This window comes from Halarchaeum sp. P4, from assembly GCF_051195175.1.
In the GTDB taxonomy this organism is placed as follows: domain Archaea; phylum Halobacteriota; class Halobacteria; order Halobacteriales; family Halobacteriaceae; genus Halarchaeum.
Window position 1 is genome coordinate 572,996 of sequence record NZ_JBNTKC010000001.1, and the last position, 21,231, is coordinate 594,226.

At 67.9% G+C, this 21,231-nt stretch carries 26 protein-coding genes and 2 tRNA genes; 19 read left to right on the forward strand and 9 right to left on the reverse strand.

Annotated features, from left to right (window positions below; translation table 11 throughout):
• Positions 1–128 precede the first annotated feature (128 nt).
• From ACQUS8_RS02965 to ACQUS8_RS02980, 4 genes are read right to left on the reverse strand one after another with little or no spacing between them, the layout of a single operon-like run.
• The gene (locus ACQUS8_RS02965) at positions 129–608 is read right to left on the reverse strand and encodes an SRPBCC family protein (RefSeq protein ID WP_435096686.1); all 480 of its coding nucleotides are present in this window, start codon (positions 606–608) and stop codon (positions 129–131) included.
• A 46-nt stretch (positions 609–654) separates the two neighbouring features.
• The gene (lrpA1, locus tag ACQUS8_RS02970) at positions 655–1,083 is read right to left on the reverse strand and encodes an HTH-type transcriptional regulator LrpA1 (protein ID WP_435096689.1); all 429 of its coding nucleotides are present in this window, start codon (positions 1,081–1,083) and stop codon (positions 655–657) included.
• Positions 1,084–1,134: 51 nt separating this feature from the next.
• The gene (locus ACQUS8_RS02975) at positions 1,135–2,067 is read right to left on the reverse strand and encodes a thiamine pyrophosphate-dependent enzyme (protein ID WP_435096692.1); all 933 of its coding nucleotides are present in this window, start codon (positions 2,065–2,067) and stop codon (positions 1,135–1,137) included.
• 3 nt (positions 2,068–2,070) lie between these two features.
• A complete protein-coding gene (locus tag ACQUS8_RS02980) occupies positions 2,071–3,960 on the reverse strand; it encodes a 2-oxoacid:acceptor oxidoreductase subunit alpha (RefSeq protein ID WP_435096695.1) in 1,890 nt (629 codons plus the stop codon).
• Between the two features lie 227 nt (positions 3,961–4,187).
• On the opposite strand from ACQUS8_RS02980, the gene ACQUS8_RS02985 reads away from it, so the two are divergent.
• Positions 4,188–5,471, forward strand: a complete 1,284-nt coding sequence (locus ACQUS8_RS02985) for a PKD domain-containing protein (protein ID WP_435096698.1) — start codon at positions 4,188–4,190, stop codon at positions 5,469–5,471.
• On the opposite strand, the gene ACQUS8_RS02990 is transcribed toward ACQUS8_RS02985, so the two are convergent.
• Positions 5,461–5,676: a hypothetical protein gene (locus ACQUS8_RS02990; protein WP_435096701.1), complete on the reverse strand. Its 216-nt coding sequence runs from the start codon at positions 5,674–5,676 to the stop codon at positions 5,461–5,463. The genes ACQUS8_RS02985 and ACQUS8_RS02990 overlap by 11 nt on opposite strands.
• Positions 5,673–6,719, reverse strand: coding sequence for an Mrp/NBP35 family ATP-binding protein (locus ACQUS8_RS02995; protein ID WP_435096704.1), 1,047 nt, complete (start codon positions 6,717–6,719; stop codon positions 5,673–5,675). The genes ACQUS8_RS02990 and ACQUS8_RS02995 overlap by 4 nt, the downstream gene beginning before the upstream one ends.
• A 124-nt stretch (positions 6,720–6,843) precedes the next feature.
• On the opposite strand from ACQUS8_RS02995, the gene moaA reads away from it, so the two are divergent.
• The 14 genes from moaA to rpsB all read left to right on the forward strand — a co-directional run bounded on the left by moaA (position 6,844) and on the right by rpsB (position 14,117).
• Positions 6,844–7,833, forward strand: a complete 990-nt coding sequence (gene moaA / locus ACQUS8_RS03000) for a GTP 3',8-cyclase MoaA (protein ID WP_435096707.1) — start codon at positions 6,844–6,846, stop codon at positions 7,831–7,833.
• 221 nt (positions 7,834–8,054) lie between these two features.
• A tRNA-Ser gene (locus ACQUS8_RS03005) sits at positions 8,055–8,138 on the forward strand.
• Positions 8,139–8,158: 20 nt separating this feature from the next.
• The gene (locus tag ACQUS8_RS03010) at positions 8,159–8,668 is read left to right on the forward strand and encodes a 30S ribosomal protein S13 (RefSeq protein ID WP_435096709.1); all 510 of its coding nucleotides are present in this window, start codon (positions 8,159–8,161) and stop codon (positions 8,666–8,668) included.
• A complete protein-coding gene (locus ACQUS8_RS03015; protein WP_435096712.1) occupies positions 8,668–9,186 on the forward strand; it encodes a 30S ribosomal protein S4 in 519 nt (172 codons plus the stop codon). Before ACQUS8_RS03010 ends, ACQUS8_RS03015 begins: the two co-directional genes overlap by 1 nt.
• A gap of 3 nt (positions 9,187–9,189) precedes the next feature.
• Positions 9,190–9,582, forward strand: coding sequence for a 30S ribosomal protein S11 (locus ACQUS8_RS03020; protein ID WP_123076717.1), 393 nt, complete (start codon positions 9,190–9,192; stop codon positions 9,580–9,582).
• 9 nt (positions 9,583–9,591) lie between these two features.
• A complete protein-coding gene (locus ACQUS8_RS03025) occupies positions 9,592–10,338 on the forward strand; it encodes a DNA-directed RNA polymerase subunit D (RefSeq protein WP_435096716.1) in 747 nt (248 codons plus the stop codon).
• A gap of 145 nt (positions 10,339–10,483) precedes the next feature.
• Positions 10,484–10,568, forward strand: a tRNA-Leu gene (locus tag ACQUS8_RS03030).
• Between the two features lie 36 nt (positions 10,569–10,604).
• Entirely contained in the window at positions 10,605–10,958 is a 354-nt protein-coding gene (locus ACQUS8_RS03035) for a 50S ribosomal protein L18e (protein ID WP_435096719.1), read from the forward strand.
• Entirely contained in the window at positions 10,955–11,392 is a 438-nt protein-coding gene (locus tag ACQUS8_RS03040; RefSeq protein ID WP_435096722.1) for a 50S ribosomal protein L13, read from the forward strand. The genes ACQUS8_RS03035 and ACQUS8_RS03040 overlap by 4 nt, the downstream gene beginning before the upstream one ends.
• Positions 11,386–11,784: a 30S ribosomal protein S9 gene (locus tag ACQUS8_RS03045; RefSeq protein WP_435096725.1), complete on the forward strand. Its 399-nt coding sequence runs from the start codon at positions 11,386–11,388 to the stop codon at positions 11,782–11,784. Before ACQUS8_RS03040 ends, ACQUS8_RS03045 begins: the two co-directional genes overlap by 7 nt.
• 12 nt (positions 11,785–11,796) lie before the next feature.
• Positions 11,797–11,997 carry a DNA-directed RNA polymerase subunit N gene (locus ACQUS8_RS03050; RefSeq protein WP_435096728.1) on the forward strand — a complete coding sequence of 67 codons (201 nt, stop codon included), beginning with the start codon at positions 11,797–11,799 and terminating at the stop codon, positions 11,995–11,997.
• A 1-nt stretch (position 11,998) separates the two neighbouring features.
• Positions 11,999–12,172 (forward strand): DNA-directed RNA polymerase subunit K, encoded by a 174-nt coding sequence (locus tag ACQUS8_RS03055; protein WP_435096731.1) that lies wholly within the window; start codon positions 11,999–12,001, stop codon positions 12,170–12,172.
• On the forward strand, positions 12,169–13,368 hold the full coding sequence (gene eno, locus ACQUS8_RS03060; protein ID WP_435096734.1) for a phosphopyruvate hydratase: 1,200 nt from the start codon (positions 12,169–12,171) through the stop codon (positions 13,366–13,368). Before ACQUS8_RS03055 ends, eno begins: the two co-directional genes overlap by 4 nt.
• Positions 13,365–14,117 (forward strand): 30S ribosomal protein S2, encoded by a 753-nt coding sequence (gene rpsB / locus ACQUS8_RS03065; RefSeq protein WP_435096737.1) that lies wholly within the window; start codon positions 13,365–13,367, stop codon positions 14,115–14,117. Before eno ends, rpsB begins: the two co-directional genes overlap by 4 nt.
• 50 nt (positions 14,118–14,167) lie before the next feature.
• On the opposite strand, the gene ACQUS8_RS03070 is transcribed toward rpsB, so the two are convergent.
• On the reverse strand, positions 14,168–14,977 hold the full coding sequence (locus tag ACQUS8_RS03070; protein WP_435096740.1) for a VOC family protein: 810 nt from the start codon (positions 14,975–14,977) through the stop codon (positions 14,168–14,170).
• A gap of 93 nt (positions 14,978–15,070) precedes the next feature.
• Between ACQUS8_RS03070 and mvk the strand changes: the two genes are divergently transcribed.
• The 3 genes from mvk (at position 15,071) to ACQUS8_RS03085 (ending at position 17,744) form a co-directional block, all read left to right on the forward strand.
• Positions 15,071–16,054 carry a mevalonate kinase gene (gene mvk / locus ACQUS8_RS03075; RefSeq protein ID WP_435096743.1) on the forward strand — a complete coding sequence of 328 codons (984 nt, stop codon included), beginning with the start codon at positions 15,071–15,073 and terminating at the stop codon, positions 16,052–16,054.
• A complete protein-coding gene (locus ACQUS8_RS03080) occupies positions 16,051–16,797 on the forward strand; it encodes an isopentenyl phosphate kinase (RefSeq protein WP_435096746.1) in 747 nt (248 codons plus the stop codon). Before mvk ends, ACQUS8_RS03080 begins: the two co-directional genes overlap by 4 nt.
• A gap of 650 nt (positions 16,798–17,447) precedes the next feature.
• Positions 17,448–17,744: an Hsp20/alpha crystallin family protein gene (locus ACQUS8_RS03085; RefSeq protein ID WP_435096749.1), complete on the forward strand. Its 297-nt coding sequence runs from the start codon at positions 17,448–17,450 to the stop codon at positions 17,742–17,744.
• Positions 17,745–17,850: 106 nt separating this feature from the next.
• On the opposite strand, the gene ACQUS8_RS03090 is transcribed toward ACQUS8_RS03085, so the two are convergent.
• Complete coding sequence (locus ACQUS8_RS03090; RefSeq protein ID WP_435096752.1) at positions 17,851–18,702, reverse strand: aldo/keto reductase; 852 nt, start codon at positions 18,700–18,702, stop codon at positions 17,851–17,853.
• Between the two features lie 159 nt (positions 18,703–18,861).
• Between ACQUS8_RS03090 and ACQUS8_RS03095 the strand changes: the two genes are divergently transcribed.
• On the forward strand, positions 18,862–20,619 hold the full coding sequence (locus tag ACQUS8_RS03095) for a glutamate--tRNA ligase (RefSeq protein ID WP_435096755.1): 1,758 nt from the start codon (positions 18,862–18,864) through the stop codon (positions 20,617–20,619).
• Here ACQUS8_RS03095 and ACQUS8_RS03100 read toward each other — a convergent pair.
• Positions 20,616–21,107 carry a hypothetical protein gene (locus ACQUS8_RS03100; protein ID WP_435096758.1) on the reverse strand — a complete coding sequence of 164 codons (492 nt, stop codon included), beginning with the start codon at positions 21,105–21,107 and terminating at the stop codon, positions 20,616–20,618. The genes ACQUS8_RS03095 and ACQUS8_RS03100 overlap by 4 nt on opposite strands.
• Positions 21,108–21,231: the final 124 nt, after the last annotated feature.

A 21,231-nucleotide genomic window follows, 5' to 3' on the forward strand; every position in this document is an offset into this window, starting at 1 on the left:
CCCACACTACGACCACAGGTTAGCAAAACAACATCGGTCGGCTCACCGCTCGAAACCGTCGGCTATCGGATACTGTCAGGAATGTAGAGTTCGGAACAAAGCCGGCTGTCCCGGACGTTCCGGGGCGCTCACTCGACGTGCCCGCGGAGTGCCCGGTGGCGATAACGGAACGCCGCCTCGAAGCCCGCTCTGGCGACTTCGTCCGCGACGGGGCTGAACGGCCCCGTCGGCGTGCGATACTTGATGCGGTCGCGACAAAGCGTCCGGTCGCCCTCGCCGTAGAAGAGGTGGGTGTGCTCCCACTCCGGGAACGACCCCTCGACCATCACGTCCCGGAAGAAGGCCGTCCCGTCGTCGCGCTCGCGTGCCGTTATCTCCGAGACGACGCGCTGGCGCGGTCCGACGCCGAACGGCCGCACGGAGAGCTCGAGGCGCGCGCCGACCCCGAGGACGTCCGGGTTTGCCCCGCCGTCGGGACCGGTGACGCGCTCGACGCGCAGGTTCGCCCAGTCCGGCGTCAACGCCACGAGGCCCTCGACGCGACTGTGGAACGCCCACACCGCCTCCAGCGGCGCGCGTACCCACGAGTCGTGCTCGAACGTCGTCATACCGACGAGAAGGGCGGCGTCCGCAAAACGTCTCGGTTTCGACGAGTTACTTCAAGCGCTCCTGGAGGAACGAGGGGTGGGCGGCCGTCACACCGTCGATGCCGAGGATGTCCTCGCTGATGACGTCGCCGAGCGCGTTCCCGTCCGCCGCGCGCACCTCTGCCATCAGCATGTGGTCGCCCGAGGACGTGTAGAGCGAGCGCACCGACTCGAGGTCCTTCAGCGCGCGCGTCGCCTCCACGTAGCGCTCCGACTCGACGTCGATACCGACCATCGCGATGGACTGCCCGGAGAGCTTCTTCGGGTCGACCTCGGCCGTGTAGCCGACGATGACGCCCGCCTCCTCCAGTTCGTTCACGTACTTGCGGACCGTCGGCTTCGAGACGTCGGCGCGCTCGGCGAGCTCGGCGTACGACGCCTGCGCGTCCTCCTCGAGCGCCGCGAGGATTCGTTCCTCCGTCGATTCACTACTCACACCAGTTACTTTGACGCCAGCGAAAAAATATCTTCCGAACCGGAAACCCTCTCAGGCGTGCCGGTCGATGAAGTCGTAGGAGCGCTCCCACTCGCCCTCCTCGAAGTACCGCTCCGCAAGCGGTTCCTCGGGGAGTTCGCCGCGAGCGCGCTTCTCCTCCTGGTAGGAGGGGCGCTCGTCGTCGACGTAGTAGCGACCAGTGAGGACTTCGCCCTCGTAGAGGGCGTTCTCCGTCTCGAACATCGCGTCCTGAGCCTCGCGCCGGTCGTGGACGTCGAAGTCGTAGTCGTCCGACTCGTTGATGTCGATGTACGGGACGTACTGCTTCGCGTCCTTGTTCCACGTCGGGCACTGCGTCAGGAAGTCGACGTGGCTGAAGCCGTCGTGCTGGATGGCCTCCTTGATGATCTCCTTCGCCTGGTTCGGGTTGACCGCGGCCGTCCGGGCGACGTAGGACGCGCCCGCCGTGAGACTCATCGAGAGCGGGCGGATCGGCGTCTTCGCGTTGCCGTTCGGCTGGGTCTTCGACTTGTGGCCCTTCGGCGAGGTCGGGGAGGTCTGACCCTTCGTCAGCCCGAAGACCTCGTTGTTGAACACGATGTACGTCATGTCGTGGTTCTCGCGGGCCGTGTGGATGAAGTGGTTCCCACCGATGCCGTAGCCGTCGCCGTCACCGCCGGCGGCGATGACCTCGAGGCCGTCGTTCGCGAGCTTCGCCGCGCGAGCGACCGGCAGCGAACGGCCGTGAATCGTGTGGAAGCCGTAACTGTCGAAGTAGCTGTTCAGCTTGCCCGAACAGCCGATACCCGTCGCGAGCAGAATCTCCTCGGGGTTCTTGCCGAGTTCCGCCATCGCGCCCTTGAGGGCCTTGAGCACACCGTAGTCACCACAGCCCGGACACCACGTGGGCTGGGGCTCGATGCTGGGCGTGAACTCGTCCTGCGCTACCTCTCGTTCCTCGCCGATTGCACTGAACGCACTCATTGTTTAGTCACCACCTGCCGCGGCTTCGAACCGCGTGTTCGAGGAGAGCTCCTCGCCGCTACCGTGCTGTTCGACCGCCTCGACGATCTCGGCGGGTTCGAACGGGTTGCCGTCGTACTTCAGGAGCGAGGAGAGCTTCTCGCCGTACCGTCCGAGGTTCTTCTGGATGACGCCGCGGAACTGCGCCGTTGAGGACATCTCCACGACGAGCACCTCGTCGACGCTCTCGATGAACTCCGAGAGGAACTCCTCGGGGAACGGCGCCATCTCGGAGACGCTGAGCCCCTTCACGCTGTGCCCGTTCTCGTTCAGTCGGTGGACTGCCTCCTCGACGGTGCCGGACTGGCTGCCCCACGAGATGACGCCGTACTCGGCGTCCTCGTCGCCGTAGACCTCCTGGCGCTCGTCGGCGTCGAGGTTCTCGCGGATGGCCGCGAGCTTCTCGTTGCGCCGGTCGACCTGCGCCTTGCGGTTGTCGGGGTCCTCGCTGATGTGCCCCTCGGGCGTGTGCTCGTTGCCGGTCGCGAGGTAGCGCCCACCCTTCTGACCGGGGATGGAACGCGGGCTGACGCCGTCCTCGCCCTCGTGCTGGAACCGGTGGTAGATGCCGGTCTCGCCGTGGGGCTGGTCCTCGAGCTCCTCCTCGGTCAGGACGCTGCCGAGGTCCGGGTTTGGCTCCTGGTCGAAGGTGCTCTTCGGGACGTTCCGGTGCTCACCGGAGAGCTTCTGGTCGTAGATGACCATGACCGGAATCTGGTAGTCGTAGGCGATCTGGAACGCCTTGCGGGTCTGCTCGTAGCACTCCACCGGGTTGGAGGGCGCGAAGACCACGCGGTGGCTGTCGCCCTGACTCGTGTAGAGGACGTGCTCGAGGTCGGCCTGCTCGGGCTTCGTCGGCATCCCCGTGGAGGGGCCGGCCCGCATCGACTCGACGAGCACGAGCGGCGTCTCGGTCATCTCCGCGAGGCCGAGCGGCTCGCTCATCAGCGAGAAGCCACCGCCGGACGACCCGGACATGGCCTTCACGCCGGCGTGCGAGGCGCCAACGGCCAGCGCGGCCGCCGCGATTTCGTCCTCGACCTGCTCGCTGATGCCCCCAACGTCGGGCATCAGGTTCGTCAGGATGGTGAAGACGTCAGTCCACGGCGTCATCGGGTAGCCCGCGATGAAGCGACAGCCCTCGTCGAGGGCGCCGTACGCGATGCCGTGGCTGCCCGAGACGAGCACCTGCTCCTCGTCGTGCTGGCCCTCGGGGACGGTGACGTCGTGTGCGTCGGGGTCGTACTCCTCCTGGACGTGCTCGAAGGCGTCGTGGAGCACGTTGAGGTTGGCCTCGAGGATGTCGCCGCCCATGGCGTCCGACATCAGCTCCTCGACGTAGGACGTGTCGAGGCCCGTGAGGGCGGCCGTGACGCCGACGCCGGCGGTGTTGCGCATGATCTCGCGGCCGTGTTCCTTGGCGATGCCGCGGAGGTCGACGTCGTAGACGTGCCAGTTGTTCTCCTCGACGCGCTCGTCGAAGTTCTCGATGTCGTCGGTGTCGAGGAGCCCGGAGTCGTAGACGATGACCCCGCCCTCGCGGAGTTCGTCGAGGTTCTCGGCGAGAGGTTTGACCTCCTCCTTGCCGTAGTAGGCGTTCTCCTTGGGGTTCCGGGCGAACGAGTCACCGAGGGCGACGAGGAAGTTGTACCCGTCGCCACGGGACTTGACTTCCTCCGACGATGCACGAATTTCTACGTACGTGTGACCGCCGCGGATGCGCGAGGGGTAGTGCCGGTGCGTGAAAACGTTGAGCCCCGAGCGCATCAGAGCTTTCGCGAAATTCTGGCTCGTCGAGTCGATCCCGTCTCCGGAACCTCCCGCGATTCGCCAGATGAGTTCGTCGTCAGTCATAGTGTATGTCCTGGCCCCCTGCGTGGGACACTGCTGGGGACTTCGAACGTCACTCACTAAATCGTTTGCTATCCATTACCAAGGAAAAATGATGATGGACATCCCGTGGCGCGCCGGACGAACGTCCAGCGAACCGCGCCCGAATCGGCAGAACGAACGCCGAGACGTTCGTTGACACGCTACAGGCCTGCGGCTAGTTTATCCGTACGTGTCGCCGAACGAAGGTGATGCGTTCTGCCCTCCTCCTCGCGTTCGTGTTGGTCGCGGCCGTCCCCGTGGGCGTCCTCGCCGCCGACGGCGCGCCGCTCGCCGACGCCGGCCTCGACCAGCGCGCCGCCGTCGACCGGACCGTCCACCTCGACGCCACCGGATCGGGTGACCCCGACGGCGCGCTCACGGACTACCGCTGGCGCGTCCGGAGCCCCGAGGGAGCAGCGGTTGCCGTCGGCTGTGACTCGTGTGCGCGGACGAGTTTCGTCCCACGCCGCCACGGCCACTACATCGCGACGCTCACCGTCACCGGTGCCGACGGGCAGCACGCGAGCGACCACCTCTACGTCCACGTCGGCGTCCCTGCCGTCGTCGGCACGAAAGCCGGCACACCCGCACTTGCCGTGACCGGCCCCGAGCGTGTCGACGCCGGGACGACCGCCCGCTACTGGGCGACCGCGGCCGCCGGCGGGTCGTCCCTCCAGCGAATCGTCTGGCGCGTCGACGGCCGCGTCGTCCGGACGCTCCCCGTCGATGGCCGGACCGCCACCGTCGCATACACCCACGTCTTCGCCGACGCCAGCAGACACACCGTGAACGCCACCGTCGTCGACGCTGCCAACGCGACGGCGACGAACGGCACCACGGTAACCGTCGACTCGACGTTCGGCGGCGGGTCGAATACGGCGTCGGGCGACACGCGAGCGTGGTCGGGCACGTGGGACCCCGACCTCCGCGTCGTCGGCCCGCAGACGCTCACCGGGAACGCGCCCGCACGAGGGACCTACGTCGTCGACCATCCCGTCCAGCCGTCAGTCACGTGGCTACTCGACGGCGTCCCCGTGGGCGAAGGACCGAGCGTTGACCTTTCGCTCGACACCGGCGCACACGACCTGTACGTCGCGTGGCGGACGCCGACCCAAGAACACTACGGGGCGTTCGCCGGAAACGAGACGCGCGTCGTCGTCGATTCCGGGCCCGAACTCGACATCGCGGCACTCGATGGCGGTGACGCACTCCGCGTGAACGCCACCGCCCGCGACGTCGGTGCGGACCTCACCGGCGTCGTACTCGCCGTCGACGGCGTCATCGTCGCCCTCGGGGACGGTGACGGGACGGAGCGTCGGCTCGCTGAACGGCTCCTTCTCCCTGCCGGAAAACACACAGTGGTCGTGCGCGCGACGGACGCGCACGGGCAGGCCGCACGCGTAACTCGCGACGTGACGATAACCGCCGATTGTGGCACGGCGGAAAACCCGTTCCCGTGGCTCCCCCGGTTGCCGACGTGCCCTATCGCTTGAGGCCGCCGCGCTCCGAGACCTCGAGAATGAACCGCATGTTTCGGTAGATTTCGTCGCTGTCCGTCTCCTCGGCCTCGTCGTAGAGGTCGCTGACGCGGTGGACGAGTGCGCCGATTTTCTCCGCTTCCTCACTCCCCTCCGCCCGGAGGTCGTCGGCGACGGCGCGCAGCACCTCGCGCTTCGTGTCGTCGTCGAACTCGCTCATTCTCCGAGGCTGCGCCGGTTCAGGATGCCCGCCATGTCGGCGGTGTTCGCCGCGAGGTCTCGGAACGCCTCGCCGACGCCGCTCTCGTCGTCGAGCGCTACCGGACTACCCTCGTCGCCGCCCGCCCGAACGCTCGGGTCGAGCGGGATCGAGCCGAGGAACGGCAGGTCGTTCTCCTCGGCGAACGCCTCGCCGCCGCCACTCCCGAAGACGTCGTGCGTCGACCCGCAATCGGGGCAGACGAACGTGCTCATGTTCTCCACGATGCCGAGCACCGGCGTGTCGTGCGTCCCGAACATCTCGAGCCCCTTCTGGGCGTCGTCGATGGCGACGTCCTGCGGCGTCGTGACCACCACCGACCCCGTGACGGGGATCGTCTGGAGGACGGTGAGCTGCGTGTCACCCGTTCCGGGTGGCAAGTCGACGATGAGGTAGTCGAGATAGCCCCACTCGACGTCCTCGACGAGTTGGGTCAGCACCTTGTGGACCATCGGGCCGCGCCAGATGACCGGGTCGTCTTCCCCGCCCGTGAGGAAGGCCATGCTCATCAGCTTCACGCCGAACTTCTCGGGGGGCACAAGCGTCTCCTCCTCGGTGGCTTGGGGCGCCTCGTCTGCCGACACCATCCGGGGGACGTTCGGCCCGTAGACGTCCGCGTCGAAAAGGCCGACGCGCGCGCCGCGCTTCGAGAGCGCCGCCGCGAGGTTCACGGCGACCGTCGACTTCCCGACGCCGCCCTTCCCGGAGGCGACGGTGATGACGTTCTTCACGTTCGGCAGGACGGCGTCCTCGCCCGCAGGCGCGTCCTGGTCGGGGTGGAAGGCCGAGAGGTCGGGCTCCAGGTCCTCCGCGCGGAGGACCTCCCGAACGCGGTCGGCGATGGTCGACTCCGTCGGCGAGTAGGGCGTCCCGAGCGCGAGCGAGACGTGCGCGACACCGTCCTCGACGGTGACGTCGTTGACGATGCCGAGTGAGACGATGTCGTCCCCGAGGTCGGGGTCCTCGACCTCGTGGAGTAGGGCTTTGACGTCCGCTTCGTTCATGGGAGTGTTAGGCGTCGTCGCGTGAATAAGGGTTGTGACGCCCGGACGCGCCGCCGCTTTCGAACGGAGGCGCCGTGATGTGACGACCCGCGGGCTTATCTGCCCGCGCGCGCCACGTACAAGTATGCTCGAGGACGGCTTCGGCCGTGAAGTGACAGGGGTTCGGGTCTCGCTCACGGACCGCTGTAACTTCGACTGCGTCTACTGTCACAACGAGGGGCTCGGCGACACCCGCGGCCCGATGGATCCCCGGGACCACGAGATGAGCGCCGACGACGTCGTGCGCTTCCTCGAAGTCGTCGAGGGGTTCGGCGTCGACGCCGTGAAGTTCACCGGCGGCGAGCCGATGCTGCGCGACGACCTTGAGGAGATTGTCGCGCGCACGCCCGACTCGATGGAGGTGTCGCTCACCACGAACGGCACCTTCCTCCCCGGTCGAGCCGAAGACCTCGTGGACGCCGGCGTCGAGCGCGTGAACGTCTCACAGGACGCCCTCGACGCGGACGCGTTCAAGGCAGTCACCCAGTCCGGGGCCTACGACCAGGTCATCGAGGGCGTGAAGGCCGCGGTCGAGGCCGGCCTCGACCCCGTGAAGCTCAACATGGTGCTCTTCGAGCAGACGAAGGGCTACGTCCCCGAGATGGTCGACTACGTCGCCGAGAACGACGGCCTCCAACTCCAACTCATCGAGTTCATGCCCGAGTTAGTCGGAAAGCCCGAGTGGGCCGTCGACGTCGACGCCGTCCACGACTGGCTCGAAGGCGAGGCCGACCGCGTCGAAGTCCGGGAGATGCACGACCGGAAGCGCTACTGGGTCGACGGCGGGATGGTCGAAATCGTCGACCCCGTCGGCAACGAGGAGTTCTGCGCCAACTGCCACCGCGTGCGCGTCACACACGAAGGCTACCTGAAGGGCTGTCTCAATCGCAACGACGACTTGCGCTCGATGGGCGAGATGACCCGCGAGGAAATCGCGTCCGCCTTCCGCGAGACGGTCGAGAACCGCGTCCCCTACTACGGCGAGTACATGGTGCGCGACGGCGAGGGCGGCTGGAAGGTGAACGAGAAGTACATCGATGCCCCCGACGACGTCGCCACGGCCGCGGACGACTGAGAATTCGCCGACGGCATCGCACACATCGGACGTTTCGTCGCTATTCCTTCCTTCGATACTGTCTGTGTCGTCACGTCTCCGTCCTCTCACCCCCACGTCGATGAGTACCGTACCTCCGCCGATTCGTGATAGTTAAGTAGGGTCGGTGATTCGGATAGGATGCAGTCACTGTAGGGGCGTGAGGTCCCGAGTCCGAGAGGGCGACAGTAACCACCGAGCGGGTCGTGGTAGCCTAGCCTGGTCAAGGCGCAGGGTTGCTAACTCTGTGGCTCACCGCCTCCGGGGTTCAAATCCCCGCCACGACGCCTCTCCACACGACCATACCATGAGCGAAGAACAACAAGAGGAGACGGACGAAGAGGAGGAAATCCGATACTTCGTCCGAATTGGGCAGACTGACCTTGACGGTACGAAGACCGTCGAGCGTGCCCTCTCCGAGATGGACGGCATCGGCCGCCGGGTCTCCCGCGTGGTCGCCGCCAACGCCGACGTGGACCGAACCGCCACGCTCGGCCGCCTCGACGACGACTCGATCGAACGAATCGTCGAGGCAGTGGAGAACTTCGCCGACGAAGTTCCTGACTGGCTGGCGAACCGCCGGAACGACTTCTACACCGGCGAGACCGAACACATCACGGGCAACGACGTTTCCCTCACCCGGAATCAGGACGTCAACCGGATGCGGATGATCCGGTCCTACAAGGGTGTGCGTCACGAGCGCGGACAGAAGGTCCGCGGTCAGCGCACCAAGTCCACCGGGCGTACGGAAGGCACCATCGGTGTCAACGTCGAGGCCCTGAAGGAAGAGGAAGAAGCAGAGGAGGGTGGTGAATAATGGCGCTTCCCGGTGAGAACACCAAGTTCTACGAGACGCCGAACCACCCCTATCAGGGCGAGCGCATCTCCGAGGAGGCCGACCTCCTCGGGCGCTACGGCCTGAAGAACAAAGAGGAGCTCTGGCGAGCGCAGTCCGAACTGCGTTCCTACCGCCGCGAGGCCCGAGAACTTCTCGGTCGCGTGACCGAGGAGGGCGAGGAAGGCGAGGAGTTCGTCTCCCGCCTCCGCCGTCTCGGGATTCTCGGCGAGTCCGACGAGCTGGACGACATCCTTTCGCTGGACGTCACCGACGTCCTCGAGCGCCGTCTTCAGACGGTCGCTTACCGGAAGGGGCTGGCGAACACGCCGCAGCAGGCGCGTCAGTTCATCGTCCACGGCCACGTCACCGTCGACGGCAGCCGCGTTACGGCTCCGTCGACGAAGGTCGACGTCGCCACCGAGGACGCAATCGAGTTCGACGAGACGAGCCCGCTCAGCGACGAGCTCCACCCGGCTCGCGCCGACAACCAGGAGTAACCAATGGCAGAGAACGACGCAGACGGCAAATGGGGCATCGCACACGTGCACGCCTCGTTCAACAACACGCTGCTCACGGTCACCGACGAGACCGGCGCCGAGACGCTGGCCAAGTCCAGCGGCGGTGCCGTCGTCAAGCAGAACCGTGACGAGGCGTCGCCCTACGCCGCGATGCAGATGGCCGAACAGCTCGCCGAAGACCTGAAAGAACAGGGTATCGAGGGCGTCCACGTCCGCGTCCGTGGCCCCGGTGGAAACCTCCAGCGGAGCCCCGGCCCCGGTGCGCAGGCCACCATCCGAGCGCTCGCCCGCGCAGGCCTCGAGATCGGCCGCATCGAGGACGTCACCCCGATTCCCCACGACGGGACCCGCCCGCCGAAGAACAGCGGTTACTAACCACACCACATGGCAACGGACTTCGACGTCGAATTCATCGAAACGGGCGACCGTGAGGCGCGCTTCCTCGTTCGAGGGATTACGCCCGCGTTCGCCAACGGCATCCGCCGGGCAATCCTCGCGGACGTGCCGACGCTCTCCATCGACACCGTACGGTTCGTGGAGAACTCGAGCGTCCTGTTCGACGAGGTGCTCGCCCTCCGCATGGGACTCGTCCCGCTGACGACCCCGGAGGGCGAGTTCGACGAAGACGACGTCGTCACCCTCGCCATCGACGTGGAGGGACCGGACACCGCCTACAGCGGTGATCTGGTTTCCTCGGACCCGCAGGTCGAACCCGCCGACGAGAACATTCCCCTCATCGAGCTGAAGGACGGGCAGCGTCTGGAAGCCGAGGCCGAAGCGAAACTCGGCCGGGGTCGCGACCACGCGAAGTTCCAAGGCGGTGTGGCCGTCGGATACCGACACCTCCAGCACGTCGAGGTCGGTGACGACGCGTCCGAATACAGCGAAGACGAACCGAACATCGTCCGTGGCGTCATCGAGGACGGCGACGAGCTCGTCGCCACCTCGGAGTTCGGTCACGACCTCACGAACCGGTACCCGGGGAAGGAGGTCACGGTTGAAGACGTCCCGAACGCCTTCGTCTTCCACGTCGAGTCCGACGGGTCGATGCCCGTCGACGAACTGGTACTCCGCGGTGTGGAGTCACTCTCCATGCGCGCGGACGAACTACGCGAGAAGGTCAGTCTGTAAGACGTACTCATGTCCCGCCACCCCACCATCGACGTCCACCCGGCGCCCGTAGCGACGGGTGTGCGTCGGGGGGCAATCGAAAGCCCCTTTACGGGGCGGCGGGAACCATGTATCGTCGGTAAGACCACGCCTTCTCAGTGGGCGTGCAGGGATAGCCAAGTTTGGCCAAAGGCGCAGCGTTCAGGGCGCTGTCTCGTAGGAGTTCGCAGGTTCAAATCCTGCTCCCTGCACTCCACACCCTTATACTCTCATCAGGAGTCAGAACCATGAGCAAGACGAGCCCGAGACTCAGTAGTCTCATCGCCCAACTCAAGTCCGTCGCCCGCGATTCGGGTGCGGACGTGTGGCGTGACGTCGCCGGTCGGCTGGAGAAGCCCCGCTCGACGCACGCCGAGGTGAATCTGAGTCGTATCGAACGGTATGCGAACGAGGACGAGACAGTCGTCGTCCCCGGCAAGGTACTCGGCTCGGGTGCCCTCCGGAAGTCCGTGACGGTCGCCGCGGTGGACTTTTCGTCCAGCGCGGAAACGAAGATCGAACACGCGGACGGCGAAGTCGTCCAGTTAGCACAGGCAGTTGAACAGAACCCCGAAGGATCCAACGTCCGGGTGATCCGATGAGCGCCGCAGAATTCGACGCGGACGTCGTCGTCGACGCCCGTGACTGTATCATGGGTCGCGTCGCCTCGAACGTCGCCGAGCTCGCGCTCGACGGCAAGACGGTCGCAGTCGTCAACACCGAGGACGCGGTCATCACGGGGAGCAAAGAAGACGTCTTCGGGACGTACCGCAAGCGCGCCGAGCTCGGCTCGGACAGCGGTCCGTACTACCCGAAGCGCCCGGACCGCATCTTCAAGCGCGCGGTTCGCGGGATGCTCCCGTACAAGACGGGTCGCGGTCGAGAGGCGTTCGAGAACGTTCGCCTCTACGTCGGTAACCAGACTGACGAGGAGGGTGAGGTGCTCGAGGGCACTTCGCTCGACCGGCTCTCGAACATCAAATTCGTCACCCTCGGAGAGGTCTCCGAGGAATTGGGGGCTAACAAGACATGGTAACCAACACGAGCGGTAAGAAGAAGACGGCCGTCGCTCGCGCGACGGTCAAGGACGGCGAGGGTCGTGTACGAATCAACTCCACGCCTGTCGAACTCGTCGAACCCGAGATGTCGCGGCTCAAGATGCTTGAGCCGTTCCGCATCGCGGGCGAGGAGATTCGCGACGAGGTCGACATCGACGTCACCGTGAACGGCGGCGGCTACGCCGGTCGGGCGGACGCCGTCCGGACCGCCATCGCGCGCGGCATCGTCGAGCACCGTAACGACGCGGAGCTCCGTGATGCGTTCATGGAGTTCGACCGGCAGCTGCTGGTCAACGACGTCCGGCGCAAGGAGCCGAAGAAGTGGGGTGGGCCCGGCGCCCGCGCCCGCTATCAGAAGTCCTACCGCTGAGGTACACAAACCATGATGGTACCAGTCCGGTGTTTCACGTGCGGGAAAGTCATCGGTGAACACTGGGAGGAATTCAAGGCGCGAGCCGCGAACAAGGAGGGCGATGAGGACCCAGCAGAAGTCCTCGACGACCTCGGTCTCGACCGGCACTGCTGCCGGCGGATGTTCGTCTCGCACCAAGACCTCGTCGACGTGGTCTCACCCTACCAGTAGTATGCCTGACTTCAACCGCTACGAGAAAGCACGGATCATCGGAGCGCGAGCGCTCCAGGTCTCCTACGGCGCACCCGTGTTGGTCGACACCGACCAGACGGAGCCGATCCTCATCGCCGCCGAGGAGTACGACGCCGACGCGCTCCCGTTCACCGTCCGGAGGGAGAAACAGTGACACGAATCGAAACCGTCCGCCTGCGCGCAGTCCTCGACTCGCGCGGCAACAAGACCGTGGAAGCGGACGTACTCACGGAGTCCGGCGGCTTCGGCCGCGCGGCCGCCCCGTCCGGGGCGTCCACTGGTGAGTACGAAGCCATCGAGCTGCCGGTCAACGAGGCAATCGCGGCGGCCCGCGAGCACGCGGTGCCCCGCCTCGAAGGCCGCGTCTACGCCGGCGACCAGCGCGAGGTCGACAACACGCTTCGCGCGGCCGACGGCACCGAGGACTTCTCGGAGATCGGCGCGAACTCCGCGGTCGCGATCAGCATGGCGGCGGCGAAGGCGGGGGCGGACGTCCTCGGCGCGCCGCTCTACCAGCACCTCGGTGGTGCGTTCCGCGGCGGCAACTTCCCGGTTCCGCTCGGGAACGTCGTCGGCGGCGGCGAGCACGCCCAGGAAGCCACCGCGATTCAGGAGTTCCTCGCCGCGCCTGTCGGCGCGCCGAGCGTGAAGGACGCCGTCTTCGCGAACGCGCAGGTCCACGCCACCATCGGCGACCTGCTCGAGGAACGCGGCACGCCCGCGGCGAAGGGCGACGAGGGCGCGTGGGCGCCCGCTATCTCGGACGCGGAAGCGTTCGACCTCGTCGCGGAGGCCGTCGACACGGTCGAAGACGAGGTCGGCTTCGAGATCAAGTTCGGCCTCGACATGGCGGCCGCCGAGACCTTCGAGGACGGCGAGTACGTCTACGGTGACGAGGTCCGCTCCACGGAGGAGCAGATCGACTACGTCGCCGGACTGGTCGAGGACTACGACCTCGCGTACGTCGAGGACCCGCTCGACGAGGACGCCTACGAGGCGTTCGCCGAGCTCACCGACCGCGTCGGTGACCAGACGCTCATCTGTGGTGACGACCTGTTCGTCACGAACGTCGAGCGTCTCGAGGAGGGGATCGAGCAGGGCGCTGGCAACAGCATCCTCATCAAGCCGAACCAGATCGGCACCCTCTCCGACGCCTTCGACGCCATCGAACTCGCCACCCGGAACGGCTACGAATCGGTCGTGAGCCACCGGAGCGGCGAGACCGAAGACACGACGATCGCACACCTCGCCGTGGCGACCGACGCCCCGTTCATCAAGACGGGGACGGTCCAGGGCGAGCGCACCGCCAAACTCAACGAACTCATCCGCATCGCGGACGAGGCACTATGAGCGAGAACGAAGACAGCGAGGCCGAACTCGAGGAGGCCCCCGAGGACGTCGCCGAGGTCGCGGACGAGGAGTCCGAGCCCGCGGCGGACGTCGAGCAGACTGAGTCTGCCGACGCCACGGAGGAACCCGAGACGGCCGCTCAGACGGAAGACGTAATGCCCGACGAGGAAGCCGACCTCCTCATCCCGGTCGAGGACTACCTGGCCGCGGGTGTCCACATCGGTACGCAGCAGAAGACGAAGGACATGGAGCGGTTCATCCACCGTGTCCGGACCGACGGTCTCTACGTGCTCGACGTCTCCAAGACGGACGAGCGCATCCGCACTGCTGCGGACTTCCTCGAGAACTACAACCCCGAGCAGATTCTGGTCACGTCGTCGCGCCAGTACGGCCGTTTCCCCGCGGAGAAGTTCGCGGACGCGGTCGGGGCGCGCGCCCGGACCGGTCGCTTCATCCCGGGGACGCTGACGAACCCGCAGTACGACGGCTACATCGAGCCGGACGTCGTGGTCGTCACGGACCCGATCGGTGACAGCCAGGCCGTCAAGGAAGCGATCACGGTCGGTATCCCCGTGATCGCGATGTGTGACTCGAACAACTCCACGAGCAACGTCGACCTCGTCGTCCCGACGAACAACAAGGGTCGTCGTGCGCTCTCGGTCGTCTACTGGCTGCTCGCGAACGAAGTCCTCGACCGGCGCGGCGCGGAGCCGTCCTACAGCCTCGAGGACTTCGAGAGCGAGATCTAGAGGCGAACTTTCCCTTTCACTGTTCTACGACCGCGTAGCGACGGCTGCGCTCAGCGTTCGATGACGCCGAGCCGGTAGTCGAAGCCCTCGACGAAGCGGACGCGCCGTCCGAACAGGGTACGGGAATCCGCGAGCGGGTGGCGTGTGGCGGCGTCCTCGATGTCGGCGGTGAGGAGGACGGACGCCGGGCAGGGGCCGAACTGGTCGACGCGCTCGCGGACGGGCCCGTCAGTCGGTTCGCAGAGGACGACGTCCTGACCGGGGAAGGCGGCGAGGTCGCCGAAGCGGCCGTCGACGTCGCGGTCCGGTTCGGGGAGTCGGTAGAAGCGTGTGAAGCGCTCGACGGCGGCCTCGAGGTCGTCGACGGCGACGAGGACGCGGCCGATGCCCGAGACGGGCGAGCCGTAGAGCGTGCTGTCGGGGACGCGGTACTCACGTGGCGTCCGGTCGGAGATGACGAAGGGGAGCACACTGCGGTCGCGGGGGCCGAGGAAGCCGAGGTCCCAGTCGGCGGTGCCCTTGTCGGTTTCGCGGCGGCCGCGGAGGGGACCGCGGACGGTGATGTCGTGGCTGATGGCGCGCTGGAGTTCGCTGTGGACGCTGCCGGCGTCGACGCACCACGCGCAGGGGCCGGCGTCAGCGGCGAGGAAGTCGGGCCAGTGGCTGGCGGCGTCGTCGCCGTCGGTCGGCGCGAGGAGTTCGAGGTAGGAGCCGTCGGGGAGGACGAGCGACGCCATTTCGGTGTCCATACCGGTGTGTTCGCCGCCGTACTGCGGTGCGAAGCCGGCGTTCTCGAAGCGCTCGACGAGCGCGTCGAGGTCGGCGCCGGCGAAGGGGACGTGGTCGATGACCGGGCGCATACGCCGGGTTGGACGCCCGCGCTGATAGGCAGCGTGGCCGCATCCGAGGCGATTCCGAAAGGGTACTTACGTCGGGGCGCCGCGTGTTCGGGTATGCCGACCACTTCGAGCGCCCCGGGGAAGGTCTACTTGTTCGGGGAGCACGCGGTCGTCTACGGCGAACCCGCGGTGCCGTGCGCGATCGAGCGCCGGGCGTCCGTGACGGTCCGCGAGCGTGACGACGACCGACTGCGGGTGAGCGCGGACGACCTCACGCTGGACGGGTTCACGGTCGAGTACAGCGTCGACGGCGAGTCCCCGGACGTGGACGTCCCGACGCCGCTCATCGAGGCGGCGATGGGCTACGTGGACGCGGCGATGGAGTCGGCGCGTGCGGCCGCGGGCCGGCCGCGCGCGGGGTTCGACGTCGAGATTGAGAGCGACATCCCGCTGGGCGCGGGCTTGGGGTCGTCGGCGGCGGTCGTGGTCGCGGGCATTGATGCGGCGGCGCGCGAACTCGGGTGTGAGCTCTCGCCGGCGGACGTCGCGGAGCGCGCCTACGAGGTGGAGTACGAGGTGCAGGACGGCGAGGCCTCACGCGCGGACACGTTCTGCTCGGCGATGGGCGGCGCGGTGCGCGTCGAGGGCGACGCGTGCGAGACGCTGGACGCGCCTGACCTCCCGTTCGTCGTGGGCTACGACGGCGCGAGTCACGACACGGGCGAACTCGTCGCTGGGGTGCGTGCGCTGAAGGACGAGTACGACTTCGCGCAGGACACCGTCGCGGCCATCGGCGACCTCGTCCGGCAGGGCGAGGACGCACTCGCGGACGGCGATGTCGAGGAGTTGGGTCGACTGATGGACTTCAACCACGGCCTGCTGTCGGCGCTCGGCGTCTCCGCGCGGTCGCTCGACGAGATGGTCTGGGCGGCCCGGGAGGCCGACGCGCTCGGCGCGAAGCTGACGGGCGCAGGCGGGGGTGGCTGTATCGTCGCGCTCGACGAGGGCGACGCGACGGAGATGGCGCTCTCGCTGACGCCGGCCTGCGTGGAGACGTTCCGGGCGTCGCTCGCCCACGAGGGGGTGCGTGCGGAGTGACGACTGTCCTGAAGCTCGGCGGGAGCGTCGTGACGCGCAAGGACGAACCGGAGACGGTGGACGAGGAGGCGCTGGCGGACGCGGCGGACGCCCTCGCGGCCGCCACGGACGCGTCGAACAGCGCGGACGTCGTGCTCGTCCACGGCGGCGGGTCGTTCGGCCATCCCTACGCGGCGGAACACGAGGTGTCCCCGACCGAGGGGACGCACGACGCGCTGGCGGTGCGCGAAATCCACGGCGCGATGCGCCGCCTGAACGAGACGGTCTGCACGGCGCTCGGGGAACGCGACGTGCCGGCGGTCCCCCACCACCCTTACACGGCAGGCTACCGGGACAGCGACGAGACGCTGACGCTCCCGACGGACGCCGTCGACGCGAAGCTCGACGAGGGGTTCCTGCCGGTGCTCCACGGCGACGTCGTGACGCACGTCGGGCAGGGTGCAACCGTCGTGAGCGGCGACCAGCTCGTCGTGACGCTTGCGCGCGGCCTCGGGGCCGACCGGGTCGGCGTCTGCTCGACGGTGCCGGGCGTGCTGGACGACGACGGCGAGGTCATCCCCGAGATTTCGGTGTTCGAGGACGTCGAGGCCTACCTCGGCGGGAGCGAGGCGACGGATGTCACGGGTGGGATGGCGGCGAAGGTCCGTGCGCTCCTCGCGCTGGACGCTCCGGTGTCGGTCTTCGGCCCCGCCGCCCTCGAGGAGTTCCTTGAGGGTGGGGAGCCGGGCACGCTCGTCGACTGACCGGCGCCCGCCGTCACGGCCGGTCTTTTTGGTGCTCTTCGTACAACACGACAGTACGTGGTACGATAAGACGTACCACGGGGAGTTGGTACGCAATGCACGACCGACGCCGACGAGCGGAGTACCGCCCTGAAAAACCCCGACGCCGGGACGCCGAGCGTCGCCCTCCCGAGTCCGCCCCCGAGCCGAGCGAGCTCGACCGGCGTGAGCGCGAGCGGCGTGCGGAACGCGTCCGCGAGGCGGAACGAGCGCGTGAGCCGCGTCGCGAGCGGACACGAGAACGACGGCCCGAGCCACGAGCGGAGCGCCGCGAGGAAGGACGTGCGGACCCGATACCCCGACGCGAACGTGAACCGCGCGCCGAGCGGCCCCGCGAGGAGCGCGCGCCGCGACGGAAGCGCGCACCGCGCGGTGAGCGCCGGGCCGAGTCTCGACGGGCGTATCGGACCGAGTCCGGACGCGAACGCCGGGCGGAGCCGCGACGCGGGCGTCGGCCCGCTCCCCGCTCGCCGCAACCGGCGCCCCGAGAAGCCGAGTCCGTCGCGCGCCGCGCGCAGGAGCGTGAGACGCCGCTCCCCGAGCCGCGGCGTGAACCCTCTCGACCCGAACGCCCCGAGGACCGAGAGGACCCGCGCCTCCCCGACGTGGACGTGCTCGACACGCCCGAGGAGGTCCACGTCTTCGCCGACCTACCCGGCTGTGACCGGGATCGGATCGAGCTCCGTGCACGGGAGAACCGCCTGCGAATCCGGGCGGACCGCGAGGACGACGCAGCCGGCGAGGGGCGCGTGCACCGCCGTGAGCGCTCCCGAACGGTCGATCGGACGGTCGACCTCCCGGCGCGCGCCGACGTCGACGAGGCCCGTGCCTCCTACGAGAACGGCGTCCTCCGCATCACGCTCCCGAAGCGCGAGGAGGAGCGCGAACGACCCATCGGCTTCGAGTAACGCGACGCGGACTCCGGCGGGCGTCCCTGCGTCCGCCGACGGGGCTGTCTCTTCCTGCACTCCAGAAGAACACTTGCAACGGTGGGGGGTGTCCCCGAGCGTCGCCTCAGGCGAGGTCGAGCGTCTCGCGGTCCTCGTCGGTGAGTTCGAGTTCGGTGGCGGCGACGTTCTGCTCGAGGTGCCGGATGCTGGAGGTGCCGGGAATCGGGAGCGTCACGTCGCTGTGGTCGAGAAGCCACGCGAGCGCGACCTGATAGACCGTGGCGTCGTGGGCATCGGCGACGGATTCGACGGCGTCACGCGCCTCGTCGTCGAAGCCGCCCGCACCGACGGGGAAGTAGGGGATGAAGCCGATACCGTGCTCCTCGCAGGCCTTGAGGACGTCCTCGTGCTCACGGTTCTCGAGGTTGTACTCGTTCTGGACGGTGGCGACATCGACGTGCTCGCGCGCCGTGTCGAGTTGCTCGACGGAGACGTTCGAGAGGCCGACGTGCTCGACGAGGCCGTCGTCCTGCAGTTCCGCGAACGCCTGTACGGACTCCTCGAAGTCCGTGTCCGGGTCGGGGCGGTGGAACTGATAGAGGTCGATGGACTCACAGCCGAGTCGGTCGAGGCTGGTGAGCACCTGGTTCTTGATGTAGTCGGGGTCGCCGTGCGCGAGCCACTCGCCCTCTCGGTTGCGGAGCAGGCCCGCCTTCGTGGCGACCACGAGGTCGTCGCGGGTGGTGTCGAGGGCCTCGCCGATGAGGCGCTCGGAGACGCCGGGCCCGTAGGAGTCCGCGGTGTCGATGAAGTCGACGCCGAGTTCGTCGGCGCGCCGGAGGACGTCGCGGGCGTTCGGCTCGCTCTCGGGGCGCCCGATGATGTCTTCCCCGCAGAGGCGCATCGCGCCGAACCCGAGTCGGTGGACGGTCAGTTCGCCGCCGATGTCGAAGGTGTCGCTCTGGTTCGTGACCATGTGCGCCGGTTGCGGCGGCGCGGGGTAAGTCGCTGGGGAGGCGGCAGTCGTGTGGGCTTCCCGGTCGGTGCGCGTCCGCCACGCCGTCGCTCGGGAGCGCGACGCCGAACGGGACGGGAATCCAAACGAATTTCCTCGTACCGCGGTAAGCGGGAGGTAATGGACGAGGACCTCCGAAAGCGGATTCGACGGGAGGCCGAGGAGAACGCGCTGTTCAACGCGCTGAAACACGGGAGCGACGCCCAGACCGGCGCCATCCTGGGCCCGCTGATGGGCGAGAACCCCGAGTTCCGCGAGCACGGCGACGAAGTCGCGGCCGTCGTTGCGCCCGTCGTCGACGAGGTGAACGGCCTCGACGAGGCAGAGAAGCGCGCGCGCCTCGAGGAAATCGCGCCCGAGCGCCTCGAGGAACTCGAAGCCGAGGACGAGGGAGAGGAGCACCCCCTCCCCGACCTCCCGAACGCCGAGGACTACGAGGAGGTGCGGATGCGGTGTGCGCCGAACCCGAACGGCCCGTGGCACATTGGCCACGGCCGCATGCCTGCCGTCATCGGGACGTACAAGGAGCGCTACGACGGCTGGATGCTCGTCCGCTTCGACGACACCGACCCCGAGACGAAGCGCCCGGACCTCAAGGCCTACGACGCCATCCTCGAGGACGTCGACTATCTCGGCTTCGAGCCCGACAAGGTCGTGAAGGCGTCGAGTCGGATGGAGACCTACTACGAGCACGCCCGCGAACTCATCGATCTCGGCGGCGCGTACACCTGTAGCTGTTCGGGCGAGGAGTTCTCCGAGTTGAAGAACGCCGGCGAGCCCTGCCCGCACCGCGAGAAGGACGTCGACACCGTCCGCGAGGAGTTCGAGGCGATGGTCGACGGGGAGTACTCCTCGGGCGAGATGGTCCTCCGCGTGAAGACCGACATCGAGCACAAGAACCCCGCGCTCCGGGACTTCGTCGCGTTCCGCATGGTGGACACCCCGCACCCGCGCGAGGAGGCCGCGGAGTACCGGTGCTGGCCGATGCTTGACTTCCAGTCTGGAATCGACGACCACCTGCTGGGCATCACGCACATCATCCGCGGCATCGACCTGCAGGACTCCGCGAAGCGCCAGCAGTTCGTCTACGACTACTTCGACTGGGAATACCCCGAGGTCGTCCACTGGGGCCACGTCCAGGTGGACGCCTACGACGTGAAGATGAGCACCTCCACCATCAAGGAGAAGATCGACGCCGGCGAGCTCGACGGCTGGGACGACCCGCGTGCGCCCACCCTCCAGAGCGTCCGCCGGCGCGGCATCCGCGGGCAGGCCATCGTGGACGCGATGGTCGAACTCGGCACCTCGACCTCCGACGTCGACCTCGCGATGTCCTCCATCTACGCGAACAACCGCGACCTCGTGGACGAGGAGACGCCGCGCGCGTTCCTCGTACGGGACGGCTTCGACGCCCGCGACCCCGAGGCCGAGACGACCTTCGAGGCCGTCGAGGTCCCCCTCGAAGGCGGTCCGGACGCCGCACACCCGCCGGTCCACCCGAACCACGAGGAGCGCGGCACGCGCGACATCCCCGTCGGTGACGCGGTGCTCGTCGAGTCACGCGACGTTCCTGCGGAGGGTGAGCGCGTCTGGCTGAAGGGCTACGGGCCCGTCCGCTACGACGGCGAGCGCTTCGTGTACACCGACGAGGACATCGACGTCGTCCGCGAGGAGGGCGTCGACGTCGTCCACTGGGTGCCCGCCGAGAACAACGTCCCCGTCCGGATGCGCCGCATGGAGGGTGACGTCCACGGCTACGCCGAGCCCGGCTACGCGGCGTACGAGCCGGACGACCTCGTGCAGTTCGTCCGCGTCGGCTTCGCGCGCTACGACCGCGAGGCGGCCGACGAAACGGTCGCCTACTACGCCCACCCCTAGGTCGCGACGACGAAGAGCAGGAGGACGGCGCTCGTGCAGACGAGCGGGCCGGTCGCCCGCGCGAGCGCGCCCATCGCCGCGCCGACTGCCGGCCGATATTCTCTGAACCGCTGGTACTCGCGGAGAGCGGCGTCCACGACAATCGCGCCGGCCGTCACCGCAGGCACGCCCATCGGCCCGACGAGGACGTAGGCTGGCGCGGCGAGGCTCGCCGTCGCCGCGAGCGTCTGGGGTGCGACGGTTGGGTCGTACGCGGAGACGAGGTGGCCGTAGTCGTCGGTAACGGCGGCGAGCGCGCAGAGAGCGAGCAACGCGCCGAAGAGCGGGACGGAGAGGACGCCCTGTTTGACGAACGCGCCGCTCTCGGTGAGCGCGTACATCGTGACGAGGCCCGCGGCGGACACCGTCCCGGCGGGCGTGAGCGGGCTCGCCGTCGTGACGACGCCGAGGCCGAGGACGACCACACCGAAGGCCTTCAGGGGGAACACGCCCGCCGGTACGGGGAGGTGCGGGATAAACGGCCGCGCTCACCCGGCGGGCCGGGTGCGAAGCGACCGACCACGGGAGGTCGACGCGCCCGCGGCGACCGATCGGCGGGACGCGTGGCGAGTG